Genomic DNA, 16,398 nt, shown 5'->3' with positions numbered 1-16,398 from the left:
TAAAGAGATGTCTGGTTGAGCGCAGTCGAAACCTATTGTTTTTAAGAACCTCTCGACTGCACTCAAGGTTGACGTTCCTTATTTATTCAAAATGGTAAATTTAATGTCTTTGATGCGTTTCTTTTCAATTGCTTCGATAGTGAAAACGTAATCTTTAAAATTTATTTTACTTTTTAGTCTTGGGAATATTCCCGAAATTTCTAAAACAAAACCAGCAATAGTCTCAGCTTCACCTTTGTAGTCTTCAAATACAGATTCGTCTTCTATATTAATAATCTTATAAAAGTCTTTTAATGTTGTTTTGCCTTCAAACGTAAAATTATTATTATCTATTTTGGTATAAATGACATCATCGTCATCAAATTCATCGCTAATATCTCCAACAATTTCTTCAATAACATCTTCGAGAGATACCAATCCTGAGGTTCCACCATATTCATCAACCACAAGAGCTAAATGAACTTTCTTCTCTTGAAACTCAACCATTAAATCATCTAACTTTTTATTTTCAGGAACAAAGAACGGTTCCCGAAGTAAACCAGTCCAGTCAAATTCTTTTCGTTCTATATGTGGTAATAAATCTTTCACATACAAAATACCTGTAACGGTATCGATACTGTCTTTATAGACAGGTATTCTTGAATACCCATTTTTTGTTATTTCATGGATAACCTCACTGAATTTTTGATCTTCATTTAGTGCAAAAATATCCATTCTTGGTCGCATCACTTGTTTAGTATCTGTATTGCCAAAAGATACAATACCTTGTAAGATTTTATGTTCTTCAATAGTTGTGTCACTGTTTGTTGTAAGCTCTAATGCTTGAGATAATTGATCGACGCTAATATTAGATTTTTGTTTGCCTAAACGATTATGAATGGCTAAGGTTACAAATCGCATAGGTAAACTTACAGGAGAGAAAATAAAATCTAATCCCTTTAACGGTATAGCCATAAACGTTGAAAATTTAACGCGATTTCTACTTGCATAAATTTTTGGGATAATCTCGCCAAATAATAAAATTAAAAAGGTGATGACTACAACTTCTAAAAGAAATCGCATCCAAGTAACTTCAATATTATAAAATAAAGATTCACCTAAATAGGCAAACAGAATTACAATACCAATATTGATGAAATTATTTGCCACCAATATCGTTGCTAGTAATTTCTTAGGCCGTTCTAAAAGCCTTGAAATAATTGAAAATGCTTTAGGTTGTTCAACTAAGCCAGTATCAATATCCGATTTTGTTAACGAAAATAAAGCAACTTCAACACCAGATACTAATGCAGATGAAAATAGTAAAATTATAAGCAGTAATAGACCGGAAATTAATGCTGAATTTCCAGAAACTAGTAACAATATTAAACACGAGGGTTCAGGATCCAAAATAAAAATATTTAATTAAAATGGTAAGTCATCATTAGCGTTAGTAATTGGTTGCGACGTGGTGTTTGCTGTTGTCTGATTAGATTCAGGTTGTTGTCCAACATGACCAGTTTGAGCTTCATTTTTGTTAGTTAAAAACGTGAAATCTGTACATTGAATTTCTGTTGAATACCGATCATTCCCTTTGTCGTCCTGCCATTTTCTAGTTTTTAAACGGCCTTCGATATATACTTTATCACCTTTAGAAAGATACTTTTCACAAATTTCAGCTGCTTTATTTCTCACAACAACATTATGCCACTCTGTATTTGTAACACGTTCGTTTGTCTGTTTGTTAGTGTAGGTTTCATTTGTCGCTAACGGAAAGCGTCCAACACAATTTCCGCCATCAAAATAATGCATTTTCACTTCATCACCTAAATGCCCAATAAGCATCACTTTATTTAATGTTCCTGACATAATTATTTGTAGTTTAAGATTACAAAATTAAACAATTTGTAATGGTAGTTTTAAAAGTATGAAAAAATTGTGAGTTCTTTATATAGGGAAACTAAATTCCTCAATGAAATTACCAATTACAATAGGAGTTGGGTAGGTTTTTAATTTTGAAATGAGAATGCTATTCTTTGGGAGTTTATCAACTTCAATAATCCAGAATTTAGTATATAAATGTTGATGTGATAGTTTGTGTATAAGTTCTTTTGTATTGTATAAGCTATATTCGTATTCAATATCATTAAAATAGGATGTGATTTTTGGATGTGTTTTAAAGCCATCTGAAGGAAGTGCGTCTTCAGTTTCAATTAATGGAAACTGATACAGCTTTTGCCAAATTCCTTTTGTTGTTCTTTGTTCAAATAGTGTTCTTTTATCTGAAGACATAAAGACTAAAAAATTAATGTGTTTTTTTGTGACTTTGGTTTTCTTTAGTTTTATAGGAAGGCTGTCAACGTTTCCTTTTTGAAGCGCGACACAACTATTCATTAATGGACAAACATTACAATTAGGATTTTTAGGCTTACATTGTATGGCTCCAAACTCCATTAACGCTTGATTGTAATCACCAGGATTTGAAGCGTCAATAAGTGTCGTTGCTAGATGTTTAAATTCTTTAATACCTTTTGAAGAATTGATAGGAGTGTCTATTCCAAAATAACGAGATAATACACGATATACATTCCCATCAACAACAGCAGTAGGCTCATCAAAACAGATAGAGGCAATTGCACTTGCAGTATAGTCTCCAATACCTTTAAGTTTTAAAATATCTGAATAGGCATTTGGAAACACACCTTTTAAATCTTTTGCAACGTATTTTGCCGAAGTGTGTAAATTTCTTGCTCTAGAGTAATAACCTAGACCTTGCCAAAGTTTTAAAACATCCTGCTCTTCGGCATTTGCAAGGTCGAAAACAGTTGGGTAATTGGTAATAAAAGCTTCATAATAAGGTAATCCTTGTTTAATTTGTGTTTGTTGCATGATTATTTCTGACAACCATATAAAATAAGGATTTTTGGTGTTTCTCCAAGGGAGGTCTCGCTTATTTACTGAATACCAATTAGTTAAAACTTTCTTAAAATCCATATTTTTTTTACAATTAAAGCAAAAATAAATCTTTATAAGGTTAAATTTTAATTAATTACGCTTGAAATATTGAAATTAAATTACCTATATTTGCATCCCTTATAATTAATAGATAACCCTAAAAATTAATAACAATGACAAAGGCTGATATAGTAGCTAAAATTTCTGATAAATTAGGAATTGAGAAAGGAGATGTTCAAGCAACAGTTGAAACATTCATGGAAGAAGTTAAATCTTCATTAGAAGGAGGAGATAACGTATACCTAAGAGGTTTTGGAAGTTTTATCGTAAAGACAAGAGCTGAAAAAACTGGACGTAACATTTCAAAAAATACAACAATAAAAATACCTGCTCATAATATTCCTGCATTTAAACCTGCAAAAGTATTTGTTGAAGGTGTTAAGACCAATGTTGAGGTCAACTAAGACATTAAAAAGAAATATTAATTTAAAAAGACTTATTTATGCCAAGTGGTAAAAAAAGAAAAAGACACAAGGTAGCGACGCACAAGCGTAAGAAACGTAGACGTGCTAATCGTCACAAGAAGAAATAAATTAAGAAAAGTAGTTTTTTAACTACTTTTCTTAATTTTAAAAACAACGTTCTTTGATATAAAATTCATGAGTTTTCATTACGTATACCTTCGTAGTGCATGAGTTTACTGGATTTAACATCCTGTGTCAAAATAAAATCCATCTGTTTTGAAATGAATCAAAATAGATTAAAATTAACAACATGGAAAAAGAATTGATTATACGATCGAGTTCTGATATTGTTGATTTTGCCTTATTAAAAGATGGAAAACTTATCGAGTTACACAAAGATGAAGATGATAACAACTTTGCCGTTGGTGATATATTTATTGCCAAAATACGTAAAGCTGTTCCTGGTCTAAATGCTGCATTTGTAAATGTAGGTTATGAAAAAGATGCCTTTTTGCATTATCATGATTTAGGACCAAAATTACCTTCTCTTTTAAAATTCGTTAAACGTGTAAGCGCAGGTAGACATACCGATTTTTTACTGAAAAATTTTCAGTTTGAGAAAGATATTGATAAAAACGGAAGCATTGCTAACGCTTTAAAATCAAATCAATCTCTATTAGTACAAATTGTAAAAGAACCAATTTCAACCAAAGGTCCTCGTATTAGTAGCGAGTTATCTATTGCTGGTCGTTATATTGTTTTAGTGCCATTTTCTGATCGAATTTCAATCTCTCAAAAGATTGAGTCTAAAGAAGAAAAAGAACGTTTAAAACGTTTGGTAAGAAGCATAACACCTAAAGGTTTTGGAGTTATAATTCGTACTGTCGCAGAAGGCAAAAAAGTGGCCGAACTCGACAAAGATTTACAGAATTTGCTGAATAGATGGACAGCAATGTGTAGAAAATTAAATAAAGCACATCATCCTAGTAAGGTGTTGAGTGAAATGAACAAAGCCTCTTCAATTTTGAGAGACATCTTTGACGATTCATTCTCAAGCATTACAGTAGATGACGAAGTGCTTTATGGACAGATTAAAGATTACGTGCAAGAGATTGCACCTGCTAAAGAATCAATTGTAAAGCTGTATAAAAATGGCGTGCCACTCTATGAAAAGTATGGCATTGAACGTCAAATAAAAACATCTTTCGGTCGCACAGTCTCTATGGCAAAAGGAGCCTATTTGGTTATTGAACATACCGAAGCGATGCATGTAGTTGATGTCAATAGTGGTAATCGATCTAACAAAGAGAAAAACCAAGAAGACACTGCTTTAGAAGTCAATTTAATTTCTGCTTCAGAAATTGCTCGTCAATTACGTTTACGTGATATGGGAGGAATTATAGTTGTAGATTTTATAGACATGGGAAGAGCAGAGAATCGAAAAAAATTGTACAATCATCTTCGTGACGAAATGAATGATGATAAGGCAAAACATAAGATTTTGCCACCTAGTAAGTTTGGTTTGATACAAATTACCAGACAACGTGTTCGCCCAGAACGCAACATTAAAACTAAAGAAGAAAATCCTAATGGTATTGCAGGTAGTGAAATTGAAGCGCCAATTAAAGTGATTCAAAACATTACGCAAGACTTAGAAAGGCTTTTCAAAAAAGACTATAAAAAGATGACCTTAAATGCGCATCCATTTATAGCAGCCTTTTTAACCAAAGGGTTTCCATCAGTACGTTCTAAATGGTTTTTAGAACACAAAAAATGGGTAAAAGTTTTACCTAGAGATGCTTACACATATCTTGAATACCACTTTTTTGATAAAGATGGTAAGGAAATCAAATAATATCTAAAACCCCTTTTCGTTTAAACGGAAAGGGGTTTTTGTTTTTAAGCCTCTTGAGTTATTAAGGCGCAGGATTAGGAATCTCTGCATGAACTTCATTAATCGCTTTTAGAATATTGTCACTTAGTTTAATGTCAATACTATCAATATTTTCTTCTAGCTGCTCAAGTGAAGTTGCTCCAATTATATTACTCGTCATAAAAGGTTTGTCAGTTACAAAGGCTAACGACATTTGGGCTAAGGTCATATTGTTGTCTTCCGCAATTTTTAAATAACGTTTTGTAGCTTCAGTAGATTTATCACTACTATATCTCGCAAACCTTGGGAAAAGGTTTAATCTTGCATTATCACCTTCAGTTCCTTTAATATATTTACCAGATAAGACACCAAATGCCATTGGTGAATAGGCTAATAAGCCAATCTCTTCACGAATAGCAACTTCTGCCATATCACCTTCAAAAACGCGATTTAATAAATTATATGCGTTTTGTATGGTTGTCATTCTTGGCAATTCATTTTTGTTAGATTCTTCTAAATAACGCATCGTTCCCCAAGCTTTTTCATTTGAAATGCCAACCTGACGTACTTTTCCAGATTTCACAATCTCATCTAGGTTGTGAAGAATTTCATTAAAATTATCGGTCCACTGATCGCTAGGATTATGGACGTAATCTCTAACACCAAAAGTGTTAGTTTCACGTTCTGGCCAATGTAATTGGTACAAATCAATATAATCTGTTTTTAATCGCTTTAAGCTATTTTCAACAGCTTCGTTTAGTGCGTCTTTACTAAATCCTGAAGTTCTTATGTGAGCAGTGTAATCACCAGTTCCAGCAATTTTTGTTCCCAAAACTACTTTGTCTCTATTGCCTGTTTTTTCAAACCAACGACCAATTATGCGTTCTGTTTCGGCATAGGTTTCTGCAGTTGCTGGAACAGGATATAATTCGGCAACATCAAAAAAATTAACACCTTTATTTAATGCAAAATCCATTTGATCAAAACCTTCTTCTTGAGTATTTTGATTGCCAAAAGTCATTGTGCCAAGGCATATTTTACTAACTTTTATATCTGTTTTTGGAAGTGTTGTATATCTCATGTCAAATTCTTGAATTTGTCATCCTGAACTTGATTCAGGATCTCATTATTTATTTGTGTTATTTTATTGAGATTCCGCATCAAGTGCGGAATGATAAACTAAATTTCATTTAAAAGCTTAGAAATCTCATCGAGTTTAGGCGTTAATACAACTTCTATACGTCGATTTTGAGCTTTGCCTTCAGCTGTATCATTACTAGCAATTGGTGCGAATTCACCTCGTCCAGCTGCTGTTAGATTCTCTGGGTTGATGCTGTCATTTTCTCGTAAGATATTTACAATTGCCGTTGCACGTTTTGCTGATAAATCCCAATTACCACTCAGTTGAGTATTTCCTTTATAAGGTACATTATCTGTATGTCCTTCAATTAAAATAGCGATTTCAGGATTTTCGGCAAGGACTTCACCTAATTTCTTCACAGCTTGTTTTCCCTTTGATCCAACTGCCCAACTTCCAGATTCGAATAATAATTTATTCTCCATCGATACATAAACCTTTCCGTTACGCTGTTCAACAGTTAAGCCATTGCCTTCAAAATTAGTTAAGGCTTTTGAAATGGCATTTTTTAAGTTGGTCATTGCGGCATCTTTTGATGCGATTACATTTTCTAATTCGGCAACACGTTGTGAACGAGCTTCTAATTCTTGCTTAATTTTTTCAAGTCTAACATTTTCAGCAGCTAAGGCTTGTTCTTTAGCTTCCAATTGTGCTAATAATTCACGATTTTTCTTTGAATTTGCTGCAATTGAAGCTGAACTATTTTTTTCTAAAGCATCATATGACGCATTTAAATTATCAAGATTTGTTTTAGTAGCATCGTAATCGGCTTGTAATTTGTTGCGTTGTGCTAAAGTGTCTTCATAATCTTTCTGAAGGTTAGCAATATCGTTTTTAGCTTGATTTAATGCGGTTTCTAAATCCTGATTACTATCTGATAACTTTCGATTTTCTTTTTTTAATTCAGCATATTTATCTTCTAAGTCTGTATAGATTTTTTTAGATACACATGAGGTTGTTAGAATTAAAGTCAGTGCTATTAATGACAATTTTTTAAACATAGGTTGTAATATTAAGTTGTTGATTTGTTTGTTCTTTAGTTTTGAATTTCAATTAAAATTGGACAATGGTCGCTATGTACTGCTTCCGAAAGGATAACGCTTCGTTTGATGTTTTCTTGTAAGGGTTTACTAACCATCGCATAATCTAAACGCCAACCTTTATTATTTGCTCTAGAATTAGCTCTATAACTCCACCAAGAGTATTCTTGTTTTTCAGGATGTAAAAATCGAAAGGAATCTATAAATCCACTATCAATAAAGTTTCCAAGCCATTCACGTTCTTCAGGTAAAAAGCCAGAAACACCTTTCATTTTAGGATTGTGAATGTCAATAGCTTCATGACAAATATTATAATCACCAAGAACAACTAGATTTGGATGTTCTGTACGTAAATCATTCAAATATTGGTGAATCATATCCATATATTCAAACTTATGTTCTAATCGTGCACTATTAGTTCCAGAGGGCAAATACATACTCATTACAGAGAGATCATCAAAATCTGCTCTAATATTTCGGCCTTCAAAATCCATAGATTCAATGCCAGTTCCATATTCTACATGTTTTGGTTCCGTTTTACTTAAAATAGCAACACCACTGTAACCCTTTTTTTGAGCGCTAAACCAATAGTTGTATTTATAACCAGCATTTTCAATGGCTTCGATATCAACTTGCTCTTTCATGGCTTTGATTTCTTGTAAGCAAATCACATCTGGATTTGCACTTGTAAGCCAACCGATAAAGTCTTTTTTCATAGCTGCACGAATACCGTTGACATTGTATGAGATGATTTTCATATGGAATAGTTTAGATTTCAGCTAAATTAAATAATACTGTACTTTTACACTATTATTTTAACCCGATTTTAAGGATAAAATAATTTCTGTCTTTAGAAGTTTATATACTGAATGAAAATTGCTATTTCACTTATCTGTTTTATTATGGGTTGCTCTGCATTTGCGCAAGAGCCAACTTCAAATTATAGAACAAAAAAAGTAGCCGTTAGAGATTCAGTAAAAGTAGATACAGTTAGTATTAATACCAGTAGTTTTATTTTAAGACGAAAGAATAATACCATAATCGATTCGTCATATTATCGAGTTGATTTTTCAAATGCGCTATTGACGTTTAAAAAACCTGTAGATACAGATTCAATTATTATTGATTATTTAAGGTATCCAGATTTTATTACAAAAAAATATTTTCAGTTAGATGAACGGATTATTGTTGAAAACACAGACAATCTTCAGCGTTTGTACAAATTAAATCAATCTAATGTGGAACGTTCGTTTTTGCCTTTTGATGGTTTAAATACTTCTGGAAGTATATCTCGAGGTGTCACCATTGGGAACAATCAAAATTCAGTATTGAATAGTGAATTGGATTTACAAATTTCCGGAAAATTAAGTGATAAAGTATCGTTGAGAGCCTCAATTCAAGATGCGAATATTCCGTTACAAGAAAGTGGCTATTCTCAGAGATTAGATGAATTTGATCAGGTGTTTATTGAACTTTTTAGCGATTCTTGGAATATTAGAGCAGGAGATATCGATTTAATAAATGATACCAGTTATTTTGCATCATTTACAAAGCGTGTACAAGGTTTATTAGTTAATGTAGATTTTGATAAAGAGGAATCTGAAACCAACATATTTGCTGCAGGAGCTTTGGTGAGAGGTCAGTTTACAAGTAGTCAGTTTGCAGCTCAAGAAGGGAATCAAGGCCCTTATAAGTTGCGTGGTCCAAATAGTGAATTATTTGTGCTAATTGTCTCTGGAAGTGAAACCGTTTACGTAAATGGAATTGCAATTGAGCGTGGTGAAAATAAAGACTATATCATCGATTATAATGCTGGTGAGATTATTTTCAATTCCACATTTCCTATCACTTCCGAAATGCGTATTACTGTCGATTATCAATTTAGTGAACGCAATTTTTCCCGATTTACTGTTTTTGGAGGTGGAAATTATGAAACTGAAAAATTAAAATTAGGTGTATCTGTATATTCTGAAGTAGATTCAAAAAATCAACCCTTACAACAAAATTTGTCTTCTGAGCAAGTTGGTATTTTAGCTCAAGCAGGTGACGACCAAACGTTGATGGTTGCACCTTCTGATGTGTCTGAGTCCTTTGATGAGAACCGTATTTTATATCGAAAAGACCTCGTTGGAGGAGAAGAAATCTTTGTGTTTTCTAACAACCCAGAAGATGAATTGTTTAGCGTTCGATTTACTCAAGTAGGAATTAATCAGGGAAACTACATCATCGTGAATAGCAATGCCATTAGCAATATTTTTGAATATGTACCACCAATAGGAGGTATGCCTCAAGGAAGTTATGAGCCAATAGTACAATTGATTGCTCCAGTGAAATTGCAAGTTGCTGTGGTTAACGGAACCTATAAACCAACTGAAAAAACAGATGTTTTATTTGAAATAGCAGGAAGTAGAAATGATTTGAACTTATTTTCAGATGTTGATGATGGTAATAATGATGGATTTGCCGGAAAGTTAACTGTAAGACAACAAGTTATAAAAACAGATAGCTTGTGGAATTTGAGTGCTTATGCTGACGTAGATATCATTCAGAAAGATTTTAGAACCATTGAACGTTTGTACAGACCTGAATTTAATCGGGATTGGAATTTGAAAGACCCTCTAGGGAATCAGAGTTTATTGTCTTCAGGTTTAGAGCTTATTCATCCAGAAAAAGGAATTGCTAATTACAAATTTGAGCATTTGAATTTCTCTAAAAACTTTAATGGTAATCGTCATAATCTTTTGGCAAATCTTAGATTAAAACAATTTAATATTTATACAACATCTAGTTTTTTAAAAAATAGTAGTACTGCGTCTCAATCTACATTTTTACGCTCTTTTAACCGCGTCGTTTATAATTTTAACAAACAATGGGTTGGTGTAAAGTTGGCAATGGAAGATAATGAACAACGTCTAAAATCTAACGATTCACTAACAAATTTAAGTCAGCGTTTTACATCTTATGAAGTCTTTACAGGAATTGGAGATAGCACAAAAGTGTTTGTTGAAGTGGGTTATAAAAGGAGAATTAATGATAGTTTGCGATTGAATCGTATTGAAAAAGTCAACAGTTCTAATACTTACTATTTAAAATCTCGAATTATAAAAAATAAAAATACCGATTTAGCTGTTTTCGCAAATTACAGACGATTGAAACAAGAAGATCCTGATTTAGAAGATGACCAATCATTAAATTCAAGATTAAATTTTAATCAGAAGTTGTTCAATAATTTAATGATCTGGAATACTGTTTTTGAAACCAATTCTGGAACACTACCACGACAAGACTTTACATATGTGGAAGTTGAACCAGGTCAAGGTGCTTATACTTGGATCGATTATAACGAAAATGGCATACAAGAACTTGATGAATTTGAATTGGCTCAGTTCGCGGATGAAGGCAGTTTTATTCGTGTATTACTTCCAAATCAAGTCTTTGTGAGAACACATCAAAACAGATTAAGCCAGACCTTAATTTTTAATCCACAACAATGGTCAATGTCAGAACATAAAACTAAAAAATTCTGGTCTCATTTTTATAATCAAACCTCGTATTTAATAGACAGAAAAGACGAAAGACAAGAAAACACATTCGATTTAAATCCGTTTTCTTCAGACGATGAGAATCAATTGGCACTTAATAAAAGTGTTAGAAATGTGCTATTTTTTAATCGAGGCAAACAGAGATATACAACATCATATACGTTTTTAAATAACACCAGTCGTTCCGTATTATCAACCGGATTTCAGGAAAATAAATTACAGAGTCATCAACTTCAGTTTAATCATAAATTTGCAACAAGTTGGCTGATTAATTTTGAATCTAGTCTTGAATTTAATGAAAGTACGAATGAGAATTTTGTATCTCGTAATTACGAGTTAAACCAAAAACGTTTTGAACCAAAATTGTCGTATATTTTTAATGAAAATGCTAGTTTCGATGTGTTCTATCAATATACAACTAAAGACAATATTATTGGTGACAAAGAAGGTTTGTTGCAGAATAATTTCGGACTATCATTTACATATAATAATGCTGAAAAAATAGCCTTAACAGGAGAAGTCAATTATTTCAAGAATGCATATAATGGCAATCCAAATACACCAGTTGCTTATCAAATTTTAGAAGGTTTACAACCAGGAAATAACTTTACATGGAGTTTATTAGCTCAAAAAAAACTGACTAAGTTTTTGGATTTGAACTTGAATTATTTCGGAAGAAAAACTGAGACTAGTAAAACGATTCATACTGGAACGGTTCAGCTGAAGGCCTATTTTTAATTCGTTTATTTAAAGAATTTAATAATTTTAATAGAAGTATATTTGAAAATATAATTATTCTAATATGTCTAGAGCTTCTATTTTATTTTTCTTCTTGATTCTTCTTAATATTCAAATTTCAATTGGTCAAATTGTGAGCATTCCAGATCCAAATTTTAAAACAGCATTATTAAACCATAATCCAGTAATAGATTCCAATAGCGATGGTGAAATTCAGGTTTCTGAAGCATTAACGACTACAGCTATAAGCGCTTTTAATCAAAACATTAGTAGTATAGTTGGAATTGAAGCATTTATTAATTTGGAACGATTAGTTTGTTTTAATAATCCAATTGCAAGCGTAGATTTATCCAGTAATACACAATTGGAGCAAATTAATCTTCAATTTACTGATTTGAGCGAAATTGATATTTCTGCTAATTTAGAATTGAGTTTTATTAGCTTAGGTTATACTTCTATTAGTGATATTGATGTTACGCAGCATAGTAATTTAGAGTTTCTGGATATTAGCGGTACAAATATTAACACAATCGATGTTACTAATAATCTAAATTTATTGGCTTTATCAATAATAAACCTTACTAGTATTAATAATAATTTGGACCTTTCTAATAATATCTTGTTAGAATCAATAGAAATGAGAAATATAGGGATAGATAACTTTGATTTTTCATTATTCCTAAATTTAAAAATAGTTGATATTGGCTTTAATAATTTTTCAGATGTAGATTTTTCTAACAATAATCAATTATGTTCCTTAAAATCGAGAAATTGTCCTGTATTAAATACTATTAATATTCAAAATGGAAACAATCAGGCTTTAGCACCAAACCAAAACTGTTCAGTAGATTTTACAATTGGAGGTTTGTCTAGTGTCTCAGGTATCGATGCATTTTTTGGTAGCCTAAATTTAGATTTAATTTGTGTTGATGATATCGAGTTTGCAAACGATAATTTTACTTTGATTCCTGCTCAAACTCAGTTTGTAGAAGATTGTTCAGTATTATCTATCGACTCATTTTTAATCGAAAACATTGTCTTGAAATTTAATCCAGTTAAAGAGAATTTAATCTTAGAAAGTAAGCACAATATTAAAAACATTGATGTTTTTGCGGTTACAGGTGAAAAAGTGATACAAAAAGAAATCAATAATAGAGAAGTGAATGTCAATGTCGAAAATTTGACACCAGGAGTTTATTTCATTTCATTAACGACTGTTGATTCGAGAACTAAAACTTTGAAGTTTCTTAAATTATAGACACAGGAATAGTTCAGCTGAAGGCCTATTTTTAATAAAAAACTCCTAAGGTTTGAAGCTTAAGAGTTTTTGTTTTAATAAGACCTTTCGACTGCGCTCAAGGTGACATTCTCTATTTGTTAGACCATTTTCTGAAGCCAATGCTTTACATCTACCTCTTTTTTTATGATGTCTCTTAAATCTTCAATCTTAACACGTTGTTGTTCCATCGTATCTCTATGACGAATGGTAACTGTGTTGTCTTCTAAAGTATCGTGATCTACAGTAATGCAAAATGGAGTTCCGTTAGCATCTTGACGTCTGTAACGTTTTCCAACAGCATCTTTTTCGTCGTAAAACACATTAAAATCCCATTTTAAATCTTCTACAATTTGTTTCGCAACTTCAGGTAAACCATCTTTTTTTACTAATGGAAAAATAGCAGCTTTAGTTGGAGCTAAAACAGCAGGTAGCTTTAAAACAGTTCTTACACTTCCATCTTCTAGAGTTTCATCTTCTAAAGAATTTGAGAATACAGCTAAAAACATGCGATCAAGTCCAATTGATGTTTCTAAAACATAAGGTGTGTAACTCGCATTATCTTCATGGTCGAAATATTGTAATTTTTTACCTGAGAATTCTTCATGCTGTTTTAAATCGAAGTCAGTACGTGAGTGAATCCCTTCTAATTCTTTAAAACCAAATGGAAATTTGAATTCAATATCTGTGGCAGCATCAGCATAATGAGCTAGTTTTTCGTGGTCATGAAAACGATAGTTGTCGCTTCCCATTCCTAGAGATAAGTGCCATTTCATTCTGTATGCTTTCCAATGATCAAACCATTCTTTTTGAGTACCAGGTTTGATAAAGAATTGCATTTCCATTTGTTCAAACTCACGCATTCTAAAAATAAATTGCCTTGCAACGATTTCATTTCTGAAGGCTTTACCAGTTTGGGCAATTCCAAACGGAATTTTCATGCGTCCAGTTTTTTGAACATTCAAAAAGTTAACAAAAATACCTTGAGCAGTTTCAGGACGTAGGTATAAGTCCATCGCAGTTTCAGCACTGGCACCTAATTTTGTGCCAAACATTAAATTAAACTGCTTTACATCTGTCCAGTTTCTAGAACCAGATAAAGGATCTGCAATTTCTAATTCTTCAATTAAAGCTTTTACATCTGCTAAATCTTCTTTTTCAAGCGATTGCCCAAGTCGTTTAAGGATGGTATCTATTTTTTCTTGATAACCGAGAACTCTTCCGTTCGTGCTTACAAATTCTTCTTTATTAAAAGAGTCTCCAAAACGTTTTTCAGCTTTTTTAACTTCTTTTTCAATTTTGGTTTCAATCTTAGCACAATAGTCTTCTACTAAAACATCTGCACGATATCGTTTTTTAGAATCCTTATTATCAATAAGTGGATCACTAAACGCATCTACGTGTCCTGAAGCTTTCCAGGTTGTTGGATGCATAAAAATTGCAGCATCAATACCTACAATATTATCATTCATTTGAACCATGGCTTTCCACCAGTAATCACGAATGTTTTTTTTGAGTTCTGCTCCATTTTGAGCATAATCATAAACTGCACTTAATCCATCGTAGATTTCACTACTTTGAAATACGTAACCATACTCTTTTGCATGAGAGATTACTTTTTTAAATTGATCGTCGTTTGCCATGATGCAAAAATAAAAAACCGCTCCAATTTACAGAGCGGTTTTTAATAAATTATGTTATGATGTTTAATTTAATTTTACTTGCGTATTTCCTAATTTACGATCTTTATTAAAAATAGTAATAAAATACGTGCCAGCAGTGAGTGGTTTTTCATCTACATCTGCTTCAATGTCTAAACAAATATCTAGAACTTCATTATTGTAATCTATAGTTGTTTTTGAACTGTAAATTAATGATGTGTTACCAAAATTTATGGCACCTTTATCTGCTACAACATTATTTTGCGGATTGACAATTTGAATGTATATATCTTTTTCTCCTTGTTTGGTTAAAGAATTTTCGGCAAGCGTGAAACATACTTCAATATTATCTACTTTTTTTGCTTTATTAGATGCTTGTTTTTTGCCAAGGATTTTCGTGTAAGATTTAGCTTTAAATGAATTTGCTGTTAGTAATGCGCCTTTTTCTAAACTTCTATTTAGGTGGTTATTAGCTTCTAATAAGGAATTGTTAGCTCTACGCTGTTTTACCAATTCATTATGTGCAACAATATTTTCTTCTTTAAGGTTTTGGTTAGCCAAATCTAGAGAATCGATAGCACTGAATAACGTTTTATTCTTTAGCTTTATACCATGAAGTTGTTGTTTAAATCGTGAAATAACAGAAAGATCACTTCGTAGCATGCTAAGAGAATCTAAAACGAGTTCAGTATCCTTTTTAGCAACTTCAAGTTGTGAAGCGATTAAATCATTTGAAATTGAAACGTCATCGTATCTTGTTATCATTTGTGATAACTCATTTTCAACGAGTTTCTTTTCTTGTTCTAAAAATTGTTGATGCGCACTAATGGATTGATAATTAGTATAACTAAAAACGCCTAAAATTGTAACTGCAACTATTAATGAACCAATAATTAATCTATAGTTAAATAATTGAGGGTTAACTATCATTATTAATTTTGTTATTTTACTTTGCGAAACTAGAGAATATGATCGCGATAATTTATTTTAATCGATGAAATGGTAATAAATTTGTTAAACTTGTTTTTTCCGAAGGTTTGTTTGGCTTGTCAAAATCATTTGACAGACAATGAACTTCATATTTGTACAGCTTGTAGACACCAATTGCCTTTAACAAATTTTCATGTTGATATGTCTAATGCTGTTCACAAAATGATGTATGGTCGCATTAAACTTGAACAAGCAACAGCACTTTTACATTTTTCCAAAAAAGGAATTGTACAACAACTCATGCACAATTTAAAATATCGTGGTCATGAAGTTATAGGTGAGTTTTTAGGCGAATGGTTAGGGGAAGTGCTTAAAAATCATGAGGCTTATAAAGCTATAGATGCTGTTGTACCTGTTCCGTTGCACAAAACAAAACAAAAGCAAAGAGGATATAATCAGGTTGATAAATTTGGTAGAGCTTTGGCTAAAGCTTTAGAGGCAGATTATAATTCTGAGACATTAATAAAAGCATCAGCAACAAAAACACAGGTATTTAAAGATCGACTCAAACGGAGTTCTAATATTGATGAAAATTTCACTATTTCTGATTACGAGACTTTGAAACACAAGCACATATTATTAGTTGATGATATAATCACAACTGGAGCAACAATAGAAGCGTGTGCTAATGCACTTTTTGAAATTGAAGGGTTAAAACTAAGTATAGCTACAATGGCGATAACCGATTAGCTATTAACTTTAGTTGAGTGTCAAAAGCACGTTAATTGTTTTGACTATGGTT

At 32.0% G+C, this 16,398-nt stretch carries 13 protein-coding genes; 5 read left to right on the top strand and 8 right to left on the bottom strand.

What is annotated here, in order from left to right; all coding sequences use genetic code 11:
- Positions 1-78: 78 nt before the first annotated feature.
- The 3 genes from gldE to mutY all read right to left on the bottom strand — a co-directional run bounded on the left by gldE (position 79) and on the right by mutY (position 2,973).
- Positions 79-1,389, bottom strand: coding sequence for a gliding motility-associated protein GldE (gene gldE / locus MUN68_RS15455; protein WP_249993256.1), 1,311 nt, complete (start codon positions 1,387-1,389; stop codon positions 79-81).
- A gap of 15 nt (positions 1,390-1,404) precedes the next feature.
- A complete protein-coding gene (locus MUN68_RS15450; RefSeq protein ID WP_249993258.1) occupies positions 1,405-1,848 on the bottom strand; it encodes a single-stranded DNA-binding protein in 444 nt (147 codons plus the stop codon).
- A gap of 78 nt (positions 1,849-1,926) precedes the next feature.
- A complete protein-coding gene (mutY, locus tag MUN68_RS15445) occupies positions 1,927-2,973 on the bottom strand; it encodes an A/G-specific adenine glycosylase (RefSeq protein ID WP_249993260.1) in 1,047 nt (348 codons plus the stop codon).
- 134 nt (positions 2,974-3,107) lie between these two features.
- Between mutY and MUN68_RS15440 the strand changes: the two genes are divergently transcribed.
- On the top strand, positions 3,108-3,398 hold the full coding sequence (locus MUN68_RS15440) for an HU family DNA-binding protein (RefSeq protein ID WP_028870804.1): 291 nt from the start codon (positions 3,108-3,110) through the stop codon (positions 3,396-3,398).
- Between the two features lie 310 nt (positions 3,399-3,708).
- A complete protein-coding gene (locus MUN68_RS15435; RefSeq protein ID WP_249993262.1) occupies positions 3,709-5,253 on the top strand; it encodes an Rne/Rng family ribonuclease in 1,545 nt (514 codons plus the stop codon).
- Positions 5,254-5,314: 61 nt separating this feature from the next.
- On the opposite strand, the gene MUN68_RS15430 is transcribed toward MUN68_RS15435, so the two are convergent.
- The 3 genes from MUN68_RS15430 to MUN68_RS15420 form a co-directional block, all read right to left on the bottom strand.
- A complete protein-coding gene (locus MUN68_RS15430; protein WP_249993264.1) occupies positions 5,315-6,352 on the bottom strand; it encodes an aldo/keto reductase in 1,038 nt (345 codons plus the stop codon).
- A gap of 98 nt (positions 6,353-6,450) precedes the next feature.
- Entirely contained in the window at positions 6,451-7,410 is a 960-nt protein-coding gene (locus MUN68_RS15425) for an OmpA family protein (protein WP_249993266.1), read from the bottom strand.
- Positions 7,411-7,445: 35 nt separating this feature from the next.
- Positions 7,446-8,207, bottom strand: coding sequence for an exodeoxyribonuclease III (locus MUN68_RS15420; protein WP_249993268.1), 762 nt, complete (start codon positions 8,205-8,207; stop codon positions 7,446-7,448).
- A gap of 111 nt (positions 8,208-8,318) precedes the next feature.
- On the opposite strand from MUN68_RS15420, the gene MUN68_RS15415 reads away from it, so the two are divergent.
- Both MUN68_RS15415 and MUN68_RS15410 read left to right on the top strand, forming a co-directional pair.
- Complete coding sequence (locus MUN68_RS15415) at positions 8,319-11,729, top strand: hypothetical protein (protein WP_249993270.1); 3,411 nt, start codon at positions 8,319-8,321, stop codon at positions 11,727-11,729.
- 64 nt (positions 11,730-11,793) lie between these two features.
- A complete protein-coding gene (locus tag MUN68_RS15410; RefSeq protein ID WP_249993272.1) occupies positions 11,794-12,987 on the top strand; it encodes a T9SS type A sorting domain-containing protein in 1,194 nt (397 codons plus the stop codon).
- A 119-nt stretch (positions 12,988-13,106) separates the two neighbouring features.
- On the opposite strand, the gene MUN68_RS15405 is transcribed toward MUN68_RS15410, so the two are convergent.
- Positions 13,107-14,648: a glycine--tRNA ligase gene (locus MUN68_RS15405; RefSeq protein WP_249993274.1), complete on the bottom strand. Its 1,542-nt coding sequence runs from the start codon at positions 14,646-14,648 to the stop codon at positions 13,107-13,109.
- A 63-nt stretch (positions 14,649-14,711) separates the two neighbouring features.
- Positions 14,712-15,596: a hypothetical protein gene (locus tag MUN68_RS15400; protein ID WP_249993276.1), complete on the bottom strand. Its 885-nt coding sequence runs from the start codon at positions 15,594-15,596 to the stop codon at positions 14,712-14,714.
- A gap of 129 nt (positions 15,597-15,725) precedes the next feature.
- Here MUN68_RS15400 and MUN68_RS15395 point away from each other — a divergent pair, with 129 nt between their 5' ends.
- Positions 15,726-16,346, top strand: coding sequence for a ComF family protein (locus MUN68_RS15395; RefSeq protein WP_317134780.1), 621 nt, complete (start codon positions 15,726-15,728; stop codon positions 16,344-16,346).
- The last annotated feature ends 52 nt before the right edge of the window (positions 16,347-16,398 follow it).

The organism is Psychroserpens ponticola, from assembly GCF_023556315.2.
GTDB lineage: Bacteria > Bacteroidota > Bacteroidia > Flavobacteriales > Flavobacteriaceae > Psychroserpens > Psychroserpens ponticola.
Note: the sequence above shows the minus strand (reverse complement) of the source record. Positions and strands in the feature narration are given on the sequence as shown.

Excerpts from the sequence above, each read along its gene's own strand:
- MUN68_RS15415 (WP_249993270.1), top strand. The coding sequence starts at position 8,319 with ATGAAAATTGCTATTTCACTTATCTGTTTTATTATGGGTTGCTCTGCA.
- MUN68_RS15425 (WP_249993266.1), bottom strand. The coding sequence starts at position 7,410 with ATGTTTAAAAAATTGTCATTAATAGCACTGACTTTAATTCTAACAACC.
- MUN68_RS15400 (WP_249993276.1), bottom strand. The coding sequence starts at position 15,596 with ATGATAGTTAACCCTCAATTATTTAACTATAGATTAATTATTGGTTCA.
- MUN68_RS15410 (WP_249993272.1), top strand. The coding sequence starts at position 11,794 with ATGTCTAGAGCTTCTATTTTATTTTTCTTCTTGATTCTTCTTAATATT.
- MUN68_RS15420 (WP_249993268.1), bottom strand. The coding sequence starts at position 8,207 with ATGAAAATCATCTCATACAATGTCAACGGTATTCGTGCAGCTATGAAA.
- MUN68_RS15440 (WP_028870804.1), top strand. The coding sequence starts at position 3,108 with ATGACAAAGGCTGATATAGTAGCTAAAATTTCTGATAAATTAGGAATT.
- MUN68_RS15435 (WP_249993262.1), top strand. The coding sequence starts at position 3,709 with ATGGAAAAAGAATTGATTATACGATCGAGTTCTGATATTGTTGATTTT.
- MUN68_RS15430 (WP_249993264.1), bottom strand. The coding sequence starts at position 6,352 with ATGAGATATACAACACTTCCAAAAACAGATATAAAAGTTAGTAAAATA.
- MUN68_RS15450 (WP_249993258.1), bottom strand. The coding sequence starts at position 1,848 with ATGTCAGGAACATTAAATAAAGTGATGCTTATTGGGCATTTAGGTGAT.
- mutY (WP_249993260.1), bottom strand. The coding sequence starts at position 2,973 with ATGGATTTTAAGAAAGTTTTAACTAATTGGTATTCAGTAAATAAGCGA.
- MUN68_RS15405 (WP_249993274.1), bottom strand. The coding sequence starts at position 14,648 with ATGGCAAACGACGATCAATTTAAAAAAGTAATCTCTCATGCAAAAGAG.